The organism is Dryocola baronae, assembly GCF_051297175.1.
GTDB lineage: Bacteria > Pseudomonadota > Gammaproteobacteria > Enterobacterales > Enterobacteriaceae > Dryocola.
Genome location: NZ_JBINNY010000001.1, coordinates 3,518,364 through 3,531,257 on the forward strand (window position 1 = coordinate 3,518,364; position 12,894 = coordinate 3,531,257).

At 55.4% G+C, this 12,894-nt stretch carries 13 protein-coding genes; all 13 read right to left on the reverse strand.

The genetic code is table 11. The annotated features are described in order from the left end of the window. Positions 1 to 297: 297 nt before the first annotated feature. Positions 298 to 1,476, reverse strand: coding sequence for a hypothetical protein (locus ACSPHG_RS16805; protein ID WP_435954630.1), 1,179 nt, complete (start codon positions 1,474 to 1,476; stop codon positions 298 to 300). 264 nt (positions 1,477 to 1,740) lie between these two features. Beyond that, on the reverse strand, positions 1,741 to 2,550 hold the full coding sequence (gene pduF, locus ACSPHG_RS16810; RefSeq protein ID WP_435954631.1) for a propanediol diffusion facilitator PduF: 810 nt from the start codon (positions 2,548 to 2,550) through the stop codon (positions 1,741 to 1,743). A 50-nt stretch (positions 2,551 to 2,600) separates the two neighbouring features. Beyond that, the gene (locus ACSPHG_RS16815; RefSeq protein ID WP_435954632.1) at positions 2,601 to 3,518 is read right to left on the reverse strand and encodes a glycyl-radical enzyme activating protein; all 918 of its coding nucleotides are present in this window, start codon (positions 3,516 to 3,518) and stop codon (positions 2,601 to 2,603) included. Between the two features lie 87 nt (positions 3,519 to 3,605). After that, positions 3,606 to 6,155: a glycyl radical diol dehydratase GrpM gene (grpM, locus tag ACSPHG_RS16820; RefSeq protein WP_435954633.1), complete on the reverse strand. Its 2,550-nt coding sequence runs from the start codon at positions 6,153 to 6,155 to the stop codon at positions 3,606 to 3,608. Positions 6,156 to 6,266: 111 nt separating this feature from the next. Beyond that, the gene (locus ACSPHG_RS16825) at positions 6,267 to 6,569 is read right to left on the reverse strand and encodes a BMC domain-containing protein (RefSeq protein ID WP_435954634.1); all 303 of its coding nucleotides are present in this window, start codon (positions 6,567 to 6,569) and stop codon (positions 6,267 to 6,269) included. Positions 6,570 to 6,589: 20 nt separating this feature from the next. Beyond that, on the reverse strand, positions 6,590 to 8,101 hold the full coding sequence (locus ACSPHG_RS16830; protein ID WP_435954635.1) for an aldehyde dehydrogenase family protein: 1,512 nt from the start codon (positions 8,099 to 8,101) through the stop codon (positions 6,590 to 6,592). 41 nt (positions 8,102 to 8,142) lie between these two features. Next, positions 8,143 to 8,928 carry a propanediol utilization microcompartment protein PduB gene (gene pduB, locus ACSPHG_RS16835; protein WP_435954636.1) on the reverse strand — a complete coding sequence of 262 codons (786 nt, stop codon included), beginning with the start codon at positions 8,926 to 8,928 and terminating at the stop codon, positions 8,143 to 8,145. A gap of 21 nt (positions 8,929 to 8,949) precedes the next feature. Next, the gene (gene grpH / locus ACSPHG_RS16840; protein ID WP_435954637.1) at positions 8,950 to 9,231 is read right to left on the reverse strand and encodes a propanediol utilization system shell hexameric protein GrpH; all 282 of its coding nucleotides are present in this window, start codon (positions 9,229 to 9,231) and stop codon (positions 8,950 to 8,952) included. Positions 9,232 to 9,409: 178 nt separating this feature from the next. Next, on the reverse strand, positions 9,410 to 10,609 hold the full coding sequence (gene tdcD / locus ACSPHG_RS16845) for a propionate kinase (protein ID WP_435954638.1): 1,200 nt from the start codon (positions 10,607 to 10,609) through the stop codon (positions 9,410 to 9,412). 29 nt (positions 10,610 to 10,638) lie between these two features. After that, positions 10,639 to 11,148, reverse strand: a complete 510-nt coding sequence (locus ACSPHG_RS16850) for a GlcG/HbpS family heme-binding protein (protein ID WP_435954639.1) — start codon at positions 11,146 to 11,148, stop codon at positions 10,639 to 10,641. Positions 11,149 to 11,173: 25 nt separating this feature from the next. Next, positions 11,174 to 11,446 carry a EutN/CcmL family microcompartment protein gene (locus ACSPHG_RS16855; RefSeq protein WP_435954640.1) on the reverse strand — a complete coding sequence of 91 codons (273 nt, stop codon included), beginning with the start codon at positions 11,444 to 11,446 and terminating at the stop codon, positions 11,174 to 11,176. A gap of 8 nt (positions 11,447 to 11,454) precedes the next feature. Then, on the reverse strand, positions 11,455 to 12,168 hold the full coding sequence (locus tag ACSPHG_RS16860; protein ID WP_435954641.1) for an HFCD family protein: 714 nt from the start codon (positions 12,166 to 12,168) through the stop codon (positions 11,455 to 11,457). Between the two features lie 23 nt (positions 12,169 to 12,191). Next, entirely contained in the window at positions 12,192 to 12,884 is a 693-nt protein-coding gene (gene pduL / locus ACSPHG_RS16865) for a phosphate propanoyltransferase (protein ID WP_435954642.1), read from the reverse strand. Positions 12,885 to 12,894 lie beyond the last annotated feature (10 nt).

A 12,894-nucleotide genomic window follows, 5' to 3' on the forward strand; every position in this document is an offset into this window, starting at 1 on the left:
AAAGCGCGCGCAGAAGGTGCATTTTATGGAGGCATTTCTGCACTTTTTAGCTTCCGATATCAAAAATTTCCGCAGGACGTGAAACCTTTCGACATGTCCCATAGCCGTAAGATGATTGAAGACATGGGCATTAATATTGACGATGAAATACGTGACGAAGATTTATGATCAAAATACTGCTGGCAGAAAGTAACGGGTAGAAAACTCAAACTTTCCCGTGGTTTCAGGCAATCTACGACCGCAAAAAAACGAACCCCACCTAACGGTGGGGTTCGCCGCATGCCAAAAATATAGGATTTACTCAGACTGGAGTTTTAAAGGATGTGCACCATTATAATTAACATCAACACGAACCAACGTCGCGTCAAGCAGACCGTGCTGGTTTAACCCATCTTTTAAAGCGAGGTAAATGGTTGCGTAGTTATCATGGCCTGACACAAACTCCTCCGCTTTGAACACCTCGTTCCATTCTCTGGCCTGGGCTTCATCTTTAGGCTTAATGACGCAAGAGGCTAACGCGGTCTCTTTTTCCCACTCAACTTTGACATTCTGATTATTCACGGCAATACCGTTGCTGCTCATACCTGTCGGGCAACCATTCATCGTTAGCGGATAGACCTGTTTATCAAAATCATATTTGGAAGGCATAGTACCGACGAGGAAGTTATTCATCACCGGACCACCGGAAAGGGTATCCAGTTTAACATTGAGTTTGCCGCCAATCACTGAAACAAATTTTATGTATTTAATCTTTTTATAGTTATTTAATTTTTCATGCATCGCAGGAATTTCAGCTTTTTCGATATCCTTTTTCTTAAACTCATCCTGCTCGTTATAATAAGCAGCGCTAGTTAGAGAGAGCATATCTTTGTCGCTCTTGTTTTCTGCGCGAGCGAGATACAGCCAGGTCAAATCCTCATCGCTAATGAATTTATATTGATCGAGAGAGACGGACGTCACCTCTTTTTTGATGGCTTCATCCTTATTTTTCTGCTCTTCCTGCTGTTTCTTTAGCGCATCAATAGCTTCCTGCTGCTCTTTGCTTGGCTTGCCCATTTCAACGCGTTCCATAGTATCCATCATCCCATAGCCATAGTTAGAACGGGTCGATGCCACTTCTTTACCGTCTTTGTCGATGCTTACCGCAACCGATTGATTTTTGACTTCGAAGCGGGATGTCATCGGCGCTAATGGCTGGATGCTGATATCAAAAGAGCAGACCTTCGTATGGTTTTTTTCATCCGCCGAGGTTTCTTTAATATTGCGTAATTCAATATGGTTGCGTTTGATAAAATCATCTTTGTCAGTGAATTTATACTGAGGATCGTTATTAGTGGAAAAAAGATTCTCACCAATTTGGTCAACGATGGATTTGGAGAACGCATCAGAATTACAATCCGGCTGTTTATCTCCGCAGCCAACCAACGCGGTTGAGGCCAGCGCTATTAACGATGCTGCGAGCAGTGTTTTCTTCATAAACCCTTCTTGATATCGAATATTAAAAGAAAATATTATTTATATTATATTTCGCTCGCCTTGCGATAAAGAACGAACGAGCGCGGGAAAGTTTATCATTATTACTATGTGGTTATCCCAGCCGATAATGGTAGTTGACAATGCCGAATCCAAAATCATCGCCGGTTCAAAGCAAAAAAAAACGAACCCCACCAAAGAGTGGGGTTCGCCGTCCGTTTTGCCGCCATCTTCGGATGGCGTTTTGTTATCTCATTTCAAACCCTGCTATACCTTTTCATCTTCCAGCTTACAGCTATTACAAGGAAGATTGCCGCTAATGCAGAAGCGATAGATAGCCGCACCAAGGCAGGTGCCAATGACGGGTGCCAGCAGCGGTACGATGAAGTAAGGAATATCGCGGCCGCCGGTCATGGAAATCTCACCCCAGCCGGCAAAAAAGGTAAACAGCTTGGGGCCGAAGTCACGGGCTGGATTCATGGCAAAGCCCGTCAGCGGGCCGGTAGATGCGCCGATCACCGCCACGAGAATACCAATCAACAGCGGGCCAAGAGGGCCACGCGGCACGCCGTTGCCATCATCGGTGAGCGCCATAATCAGCCCCATCAGAATCGAGCTGATAATTATCTCAACGAACGCGGCCTGCCAGACGCTAATCGCCGCCGCCGGGAAGGTGCTGAAAATACTGGCCAGCTGCAGGCTTTCTACGCTGCCGCGCACCATATGATGCACGCTTTCAAAGTCGGTGAATAAATTGTGGTACAGCATGTAGGCCAACGCCGCCCCGCCGAAGGCACCGGCAATTTGGGCGATGCTGTAGGGAATCACCTTGCGCGCGGGGAAGCAGGCAAACAGCCACAGCGCAATGGTGATTGCCGGGTTGAGATGCGCGCCGGAAATCCCGGCGGTTAAATAGACGGCCAGCGAAATGCCCAGCCCCCAGACGATACATATTTCCCACAGGCCAAAGCTCGCCCCGGCCACTGTTACAGCTGCAAGGCAGCTGATACCAAAAAATAAAAACAGTCCGGTGCCAAGAAATTCCGCAATACACTGAGCTTTAAGTGAATCGTTCATAGGGTTACCCGATTATTAATATGATTGATAAGATATTTTCAACAGCAATATCAGCCACCGACGTGGCAATTAAAACCTAAGGACTCAACAACCCGCTTTAACGATGCCATTTTCGCATCGGCAATACTTTGCGCATCGCCCATCGGATAAATACGCCCAAGCAGGCTATATTTATTTTCCCCGTAGGTGTGATAGGGCAACAAATGTAGGGTATCGACATTCAGCATCAGGCGGGCAAATTCGGCAATGCTGTGAATTTCCTCCTCGCTATCGTTGACGCCGGGAATAACGGGAATGCGCACGATGACTTTGGTGAGAAATGAAATACGAATCAGGTTCTCAAGAATACGCGTGTTATCCACGCCGGTATGGCTCACATGCACCGCCGGGTTAATCGCCTTGATATCGGTCAGCGCGAGGTCGACATACGGAAACACCGCGTCTATCACTTCAGGCGTGGTGAACCCGGTGGTTTCGATAGCGGTATGCCAGCCCTTTTCCTTACAGGCTTTAAGCAGCTCACGGGCAAATTCCGGCTGCGCCAGCGGCTCGCCGCCGGACAGCGTAATGCCCCCGCCCGAACGCCGGTAAAGATTTTCCTCTTTTTGCAGCTCGCGCATTACTTCGGCGACGGTCATCCGTTTGCCTTTCATTTCCAGCGCCTGGGTCGGGCAAACCTGCGTACATTCCCCGCACTGAATACAACGCTCGCGATCGATAAAATAAGGATTGTCGACGGATATCGCGCGCTGCCTGCAAATATCGATACACTTGCCGCAGCGGATACAATCGTTCTTTTTAAAAATTAATTCTGGCTGTGGACGTTGTGATTCAGGATTACTGCACCATTTACACGATAGCGGGCACCCTTTTAAAAAAGGAATCGTTCGAATACCCGGCCCGTCGTGCAAAGAGTAGCGTTGAATATTAAATAACACGCCTTCCGTTTCGTAATCGACTTTATTCATAACATCACTCGCAGATAACGCAGCGGTTATCGAGAATTTAATAAGGGGCCATGCTCTGCGGCATGGCCCTTTGACGATAGCGATGAATTACAGCTGCTGTTCGGTACGGCTGATAATGTCATCCTGCACTTCTTTCGCTAACACCACGAACTGCGCGCTGTAGCCCGCCACGCGAACCACCAGATCCTGGTGCTGCTGCGGATTTTTTTGCGCTTCAATCAGGGTATTACGGTCGATGACGTTGAACTGAACGTGCATACCTTTCTTATCGAAGTAGTTTCTGACCAGGCCGCTAAAGTGGCGTAGCCCGTTTTCCCCGGCAAGCGATGACGGCAGGAATTTCTGGTTATACAGCGTGCCGTTAGAGGCGATAAAGTGGTCAAGCTTCGCCACCGAGTTTGCTGCCGCGGTTGGCCCAAGGGTGTCTTTACCCTGGCGTGGCGACACGCCGTCCGCCAGCGGCTCTTTCGCCAGGCGTCCGTCCGGCAGCGCGCTGACATCCTTACCAAACAGCACGTTAGCCGACACGGGATAAATACCCGCCTGGAACTGGCCGCCGCGCGGGTTAGTGTACTTTTCGACTTCCTGGCAATAAATCAGCGCGCACCGGCGGGCCACCATATCCACCTCGTCGATATCGTTACCAAAGCACGGGGTGTTTTCCAGAATATGGCGGATCTCTTCGAAGCGCGATGCGTTACCCGGCGCGGAAGGCGCCGCCGTGCCGCTGGAAAGCTGGCGATAAACTTCATTTTTGATCGCGGAAGGATCGAGCGAACCGTGCTGCTCGATGATGCGTTTCACCACTTCGTAGATCTCCTGCTCGCCGAGCGAAGATTTCGCCGCAGCGCTATGCGGGGCTGCGCCATCCGCGTGGCCAAAGTTGGCGTCCAGCGCGCTTTTCAGCTCGTTTAACGTCAGCTTGCGGTCTTCAAACACCTGCTTCTGAATGGCGTAAACCGAATCGCCGGTATCGGCGATGCCGAACGCCTGCGGGCCGGTGAAGTTATAGATTGCCCCACCTTCCTGCAAAGATTTACCGCGACCGATACAGTCGTCCACCAGCGCGGACAGGAACGGCAGCGGGCAGCGTTCGCCGTGGGCGATATCCACGCTGTTACAGGCCTCAACCAGCTGGTGAACAAAATGCGCCATCTGCTTTTTAAAGGCGGCGAAGAAATCATCCATGCTGGTGTACTGGGTCATTTCACCCGTGACCGGCCCCAGCTGTTTACTGCCGGAACGCCCGTTATTCAGGGTGATTTCCAGCACTTTGGCAACGTTAAAGAACGCCGCGTCGTGCCAGCCTTCGGTGCGATGCGGGGCCTGCGGCTCCACGCAGCCGATAATGCAGTAATCGCGCGCGTCGTGCAGCGACACGCCGCGGTTTTGCAGCGCCGGGATAATCACCTCGTCGTTGTACATCGCCGGAACGCCCAGGCCCATGCGCACCAGTTCACAGGCGCGGTACAGGAACGCATCCGGCGTGCCCTGCCAGACGCGAATAGAGAACGATGGCTGCGGCAGGCGAACGTGAGCCGTCGCCTCCATGCACATATAGCTCAGCGGGTTAGTGGCGTCGCGGCCGTCTTCCGTCTGCCCGCCCACGCACAGGTTCTGGAACACGGCGTAGCCTGCAAAGGCCTGGGCCGACACTTCATCACGCGTTTTGTTGATGTCGTTAAGCTTGATCCAGCAGCAGTCCACCAGCTCCTGAGCAAACTCCGGGGAGATGGATTTATCGGCCGCCAGATACGGGTACATGTACTGATCGAAACGCCCAGGGGAGATTGAATGGCCGCTGGACTCGATCTGCAGCATGCTCTGAATAAACCAGAACGTCTGGCAGGCTTCCCAGAAGCTGGTCGCGCCGTGTTCAGGAACGCGGGTACAGTTCTGCGCGATCTGTTCCAGCTCGCGCCTGCGCGTCGGGTTACTTTCAAGCTGCGCCTGGCGGGTCGCCTCCTGCGCGTAGCGATGCGCGAAGTTAATTGCCGCGTTATAGCTGATGATCACCGCGTGGTAGAACTGCTCTTTTTTAATGTAGCCCGGCTCGGTGCGATCCAACGCCTCCAGCGCGCGGGTCACTTCGTTAATAATGCCGCGAAAGCCGATTTTCAGCACCTTGCCGTAATCAACGCTGACGTGCCCCACGCCGCCATAGAAATAGTTGCCGACGGTAAATACCCCGCCCGCCATGCTTTCTTTAGTGCCTTCGGACATATACGAAGCGGCCAGCGAACTGGTGGTTTTACCCGGCCAGTATTTAAAGGCCTCGTGCAAATCTTCGGCGGTTTTTTTCGGGATAATAAAAGGATCGGCAACACGATGTTCCATGGTGTCGAATTCTTTTTCTACCCAGTCATAGGAAAATTCAGGGCATATTTCCGTTGAGCGCGGGTTAATCGTTACCGCACCGACGATTAATTCATCCGGGCGAATCGTTACCGGCAGTTCATTAAAAATCTTTTCGACCACTTTTGCCCTGCGCATAATAGCGGGCAGCTGCTCGCTTTCTTTATAGGCTTCGGTTGCCAGCACCGCGCGCTCTGATTCCACATAAGGCTTGGCATGCAGAATCATATTCTTGAGTCTTACAACACGATCGGTCGGATTAGAAAAACCTTTCTCTAACATAATAGAACTCCCGAAATTAATTATTTAACCTTGCGGCAGCGCAGGGTACGCGTAGCGAATAATGCTGACGCCAGGCCGATTAATAAATTGCTGTGATATTTATGCGTTGTGCTAAATAAATGCCCCGTCGTCACTCTCGATTATTCGCATCGCTTCATGAACGGCGGCAACTTCACCGAAAATAGCCAGGGTAGTCACGTGCTGCGGGCAGCTGCCATGGATTTCGGACACCGCCACGTGCGCGCTTTTAGAGGCGACGTCGGCGTAGTAATAGAGGTCGGGTACCGGCAGCATCACAAGCCCAATGGCGTCGATACGTACCAGGTCCAGCCGGGAACGAAACTCTCCCGGCATCCGGCGTTTCAGCATGGCAAGCGTTTCTGGCGTCGGCGCGTTTATGATGCGTATTTTCATCCCCGGATCCCCTTACCTGTTTAGCGAACGTTCAGCGCTTCGACCATGACGCAGCGGCGGTTTCTTGCGAAAGCGCGGGCCGACGTCAGCCCTTCACCGGTTGGCCCGGCGATGGTAAAGGTTGCATGCCCTTCCCCGCCCACGCCCAGCCCGGCATAAGATGGCCCGTTCTTCACAAAAATCGTGGTCTGGATGAGCCGCGCCATTTTGGTGAGCTTATCGACGTTGGTAGAGTGCATCATCGCGGTATGGCGATTGCCGTGCTCAACCTTCACCGCCAGCTCGATGGCCTCGTCCACGTTGTCTACCCGCACAACCGGCAGGACGGGCATCATGAGCTCGTGCACCACAAACGGATGGTTTTTTTCGGTTTCGACCAGGATAACTTTTGTCTCTGCGGGGGCGTCCACGCCCAGCTGTTGCAGGATATAGCGCGCGTCTTTGCCGACGAACGCCGTATTCGGGCCGCTGCCTTTTTCATTGAGCACCAGCGCCTGCAGCTGCTGGATAAGCCTTTTGTCGCACAGCAAGTAAGCGCCGCTCTTCTTCATGCAGTGAATCAGATAGTCCGCCACCTGATTGACGACGATCACCTCTTTTTCGGCGACGCACGGCAGGTTGTTATCAAAGCTGCATCCCTTAATGATGTCGCGGGCGGCCTTTTCGATATCGGCAGTCTCGTCCACCACCGCAGGCGGGTTGCCCGCACCGGCGCCGATCGCTTTTTTACCCGACGACATCACGGTTTTCACGATGGCCGGGCCGCCGGTCGCCACCAGCATATTGATGCGCGGATCGTTGATTAACGCGTTGGTGTTATCGATGGAGGGTTTGGTCACCGTCACCACCATATTGGCGGGCGCGCCCAGTTCGGCCAGCCTGCGGTTAATCAATTCGACGACGTGCAAAGAAACCTTGCGTGAACGCGGGTGCGGGCTGAACACGACGGTGTTGCCCGCCGCCAGCATGCCGATGCTGTTGTTGATAATCGTTTCCGTCGGGTTGGTGGTTGGCGTAATAGAACCAATCACCCCGTAGGCAGAATATTCCGTCAGCATCAGGCCGCTGTCGCCGCTTTGCGCCCCGGTGGTAAGGTCTTCAAGGCCCGGCGTTTTGAGTGCCGCAACGCGGTTTTTAATCAGCTTGTCTTCGTAATTCCCCATGCCGGTTTCTTCCACGGCCATGCGGGAAATCGCCTGCAGCACCTCTTCTTGCAGGAACACCTCGCGAATGCCCTGGATGAAGCTAGCGCGGTCCTGCATCGAGCAGTGTCGATACTGAATTTGCGCCAGCACGGCGGCGGTAATCGCCTCGTCCATGGTGTCAAACGCGCCGTTACCCGCAGCACCAGCAGGCGTCGCAACCGCCGCACCGCTTTGCTGCGCAAGCGCTCTGGCAATAATGGCGTCCAGGCCGTCGGCATTCGGCGTAGCGCCTGCGGCCGACGCCGCCTGCGGGGCGACGTCCGGCGCGGTTTTCGTGTATTTGCTCAGCACGGCGGAGACCGCCTGAGCAATTTCGATATCATTCATGCTGTTGATTCCTTACTTCACATCGCTTCACACGGTAACCGTTAGATATACGGCCGGGTCGTAGATTTGATAGGTGCAGGGTCAAGCGTTGCGAGCAGCGTCAGGCCCACTTCGCGCGCGGCGATAACCGCCTGTCGAACCGCGCCGGAATCACCCGCAAAGGTGAAAATCACTTCGTTACTGAAGCTTGTGCCCTTGGCGGGGCTTGCATAGCCGATAGGCTCGATAACCGCCGCCTTCGCGGCCGCATCCGCGATCACCACGCCGATAGCCGCAGGTGAAGCACAGGTCATGCCGAATGACTTACCGACCGGCGCACCGAACGCCGTATGCAGCGCGTGGCTGGCGCGAGCGGTGTACTGAAATTCGAGGTGGCCTGCCGGCGATCCGTAAACGTCACCCATGGTGCGTTCAATTTCCGACAGGGCCACCTCAATGGCGCGACGAACGTCGGAAACATCGGCGGCACCAAAAATAATCAGGCAGCCGTGTCCGCCGCCGCCTTCGGTATCGCGAGCCAGCTCAATGGACAATATTTCGCTATTCGTCGCTTTAACCGCTTCGTCAGCGGCGAAAATATGCGGACCGGCACCGGTACGCGCGCCGAGAATACCGATAGAGCGATATTTCTTGTCGATATTCATCACGTCATGCAGCTGATTATCGACATTGGCAATTACCAGACCAATCGTATGACCGAGGGCGGTGCCAACAAATTCCGTTAAGCCGCAGCCGATGAAACTGGCGGCGGTTTTACCCTGGGCTTTTTCTTCGGTCGGCGTTTTCATTACTTCAGATATAATCTGCTCAACAAGATTATCTCTCATGGTCAGTATCCTCTGGCGTTATTAACCGACGGCTTTTGGCAGAATTTTTTCCACTTCAAGATGCGGGCGTGGAATAACGTGAACGGAAACCAGTTCGCCCAATTTATTTGCCGCCGCCGAGCCTGCATCGGTCGCGGCCTTTACCGCGCCTACATCGCCGCGCACCATAACGGTAACCAGACCTGAACCAATTTTTTCGTAGCCCACAAGGGTCACGTTAGCGGATTTAACCATGGTGTCTGCGGCTTCAATTGCGGAAACCAGACCTTTCGTTTCAACCATACCCAGCGCTTCTTGTTGCATAACGACCTCATCTATTCCATTGGATAGCTAATAAACGCAGGAATAAAAGCGAGCGGCTTTTTCCTGCGGGTAAAATATTCACGCATCATGATAATAAGGACTGCGGGATAAAATGTTTTGCCCGCCAGCTCGACTATCTTGTTATCCCGTCGATGAATCGGACAATAAAATCCACCTGTCAGGCCAGCGCGACGGAAAGCGCCGCAGCGTCCAGCGCAATCATCTTTTCTTCGTTGGTTGGAATCACCGCCACCGTCGGCGTATTTGGCTGGGAAATAACGCCGCCACGTCCGCCGCAGATTTTTTCATTTTGATGTTCATCGAGCCGCAGGCCGAATACGCCAAGCCGTTTCACGGTCAGCTCGCGGACCAGCGCCGAGTTCTCCCCGATGCCGCCGGTGAAAATCAGCGCGTCCAGGCGCTTGAGCGAGGCAAGGTGCGCCCCCAGGTGACGGGCAAGGCGGTGCACCATCACGTCGATAGCAAGCGTGGCCCGCTGGTGGCCTTGGCTTCGCGCCTCCTGCAACGTGCGGCAGTCGCTGGACAGCCCCGACAGGCCGAACAGCCCGGATTCGTTGTTGACCATTTTGTACAGCGCTTCAATAGGCTGGCCGGTGACGCTTGCGATATACGCCGCCGCGCCGAAATCCAGATCGCCGCAGCGCGTGCCCATCACCAGGCCTTCAAGGGGCGTCATCCCCATCGAGGTATCGACGCTTTGGCCGTTGCTCACCGCGCAAACCGACGAGCCGTTCCCCAGGTGAGCAATCAGAATCCCGTGGTCCGCAGGGTCGAGATTGAGCAGGCCAACCGCCTCGGCGGCAACGTAGCGGTGCGACGTGCCGTGAAAGCCATAGCGCCTGACCTGATAGCGCTCCTGATAGTCGAGCGGGATCGCATAGGTGTAGGCCTCCGGCGGCAGGGTCTGATGAAACGCGGTATCGAACACGGCCGCCTGGGGAATATCGGGCAGCAGCACGAGGGCCGCTTCGATGCCGGTCAGATTGGCCGGGTTGTGCAGCGGCGCAAGCGCCGAGAGCGCGCGGATTTTTTCAATCACCGCAGCGTTCAGCAGAACCGACTGCTTAAACGCGCTGCCGCCGTGGGCAACGCGGTGGCCGATAGCCTTCACGGCCGGTAAAAGCTGCCGTTCATCAAGCTCGGCAAACAGCGCCTTCAGGGCGCAAAGGTGGCTGGTTTGTGGCAAAGAGCGGGTCGTTTTCCCGGCGTGGTCTTTGAACGTCATGCTGGCATCGTCCAGCCCAAGCCGTTCAGCCAGCCCGGAAAGCACCGGCTCGCCCGCGTCAAAAGGGATCAGCGAAAATTTAAGAGAAGATGAACCGCAGTTAATGACTAAAACCAGTGGAGCGAAGGACATGGTGACCCCTGTTCGGTAAACCAGATGAATTATTGAGTAAATGAGAGCGTGAAGCGCGCGGCGCTGAACCGCTCGAGGGCGCGGCGGGCGATAGCCATATCCTGCTCGACGCTGCCGCCGCTGATGCCAATCGCCCCCAGCAGGACGCCTGCCGACCAGCAGGGCAGACCGCCGCCGACGCAGCAAATGCCCTTCTCATGCTGGAGGCCAAAAAGCTCCGCGCCGGGCTGCACCCGCAGCGCCAGCTCGTGGGTCGCCATTTTCAGCGCAACCGCCGTCCAGGCCTTTTGCGGGGCGAGGCCGTGGCTGACCAGCAGGGCGTTATCCATGCTGAAGAAATAGCGCTGCTGCCCGCCGGCATCGACCAGGCTAAATACGATGGGTACGCCGCAGGCCCTGGCCTCCTCGCAGGCGTATCGCCCAAGCGCTACGGCATCTTCCAGGCTAAGCGACAGGCGGCGCGCCGGTAGATGGTGCGAAATGGCCTCGTCGATCCAGCGATCGAGCGGTACGTCGAACGGTTTGCCGGGCGCTGACATAGCGAATCCTTACAGGTAAACGGGGTTAGTTACCGTTGATATCCAGGGAATCCACGATGCCGACGACGGCGGCATCAATGACCGAATGTTCCTTGCTGTTGCTCATGCGTGCCGAGCTGCCGGTGGTGACGATGACGATTTCACCGTTGCCCGCCCCGACGCAATCTACCGCCACCTGGGCCGTTCCCGTCGGCTGATAGCTTTCATTTAGCCGGGCGACAACCAGCAGCTTGGCGCCGTTTAGCGAGGCGTGTTTGGTGGTTGAAACCAGCGCGCCGGTGACTTTTGCCAGATACATGTTTCCCCCTATCCTTTTATGACGGTGATGTTCTGCTGACGGATTTCATCCTGCGCGGCTGGCGTAATCAGCGTAGCGCTATCGATTTGCAAGGCCTCCGCCGCCGGGTGAAGCCGAATATCTGCGAGCGTAATAAGGCGTTTATTGCCATCTGCTGGGCTAACGGCAGGTTTTTTACCGGCAATGACGATCCCGTACCGTTCGAGCGTGGAGGCGTACCCGGCCAGGCGAGCAAGCAGCGCGGGGGCAAAACCGGCGTCGGCCGTTTGCAGGCACTGCGGATTGAGCGTGGCAATAACCTTTTTTTGCTGTCCGAGCGCGTGAAACGCCCAGCGCCCCGCGAGGTTATCGACAATGCCAAGGGCGATTTTGCTCAGGCTGTTGGTGGATAAGGCGGGGAGATACAGGCTGGCGTAATCCTCATCGCCCGCCTGCGACCCCGACTCGTTGAAAAGCGCGCCCCGACAGCGGGCTTCGACGTCCCGCATACAGGCGGCCCGCAGGCCAGACAGGCTCGCGCTGTGCGAAAAAGAGACCAGCAGCCGGTAACCGGCCCTGTCCAAAGCAAGCAGGCTCAGCAAGGTTGCGGGCAGCGTGCTGGCGTCTTCACCGGTGATCACCACGCGGACTTTTTGGCGCGCGTCATGCTCCACGCCGCGCCTTTGCGCCAGCACATCGGCGATAACCCTATCCAGCAGTTGAGACAGCGTCTGCGAGTCCATAGCGTTCCTCACCCCGTCGTCAATCAGCCGCGATCCGCAGGCGCAGATATCCGGCACACCACGTCGCCGTTACGCAGCCCGAAGCCGTTGGCCTCCTCCACGTCGATGTGCAGCTCAAGCACCGCATCGGCGCTGACGCGCACCACCACGTGGCTCAGCACACCCGCACGCAGGCCGTCCGCCTGAATGTTAATTTCCATTCCGTCGCGCAGGCCGTGCAGCTCCGCCTCCTGCGGTGAAATATGAATATGCCGCCAGGCAACGATGGTGCCGTGCGGTTTAACCACGCTGCCTTTTGGGCCAATGATTTCGATGCCCGGCGAGTCCTGTAAATCGCCGGACATCCGCACCGGCGCCTTCACGCCCAGCACGAAGCTGTCCGCGACGGAAATCTCCACCTGCGTCGAACCGCGCAGCGGCCCCAGCACGCGCACGTTGGCAATCGCGCCCTTTTGCGTACGCAGCGTCACCGTTTCTTCGGCGGCAAACTGGCCCGGCTGCTTCACGGCCTTCATCCGCGTGAGCGTAGAGCCATAGCCAAACAGCACGTCCATATCTTCACGGCAAAGGTGAACGTGGCGATTGGAAACGCCCACCGGAATAGTTAAAAGCTGGGGTTTATCAGCCCGCAGCGGCTGAGGCGTTTTACCGCCCGCCGCCAGCTCCTGCATAATTTGGCGAGTAATTAACTCCGCCTGCTGCTGGTAATTATTCATAACGACAACG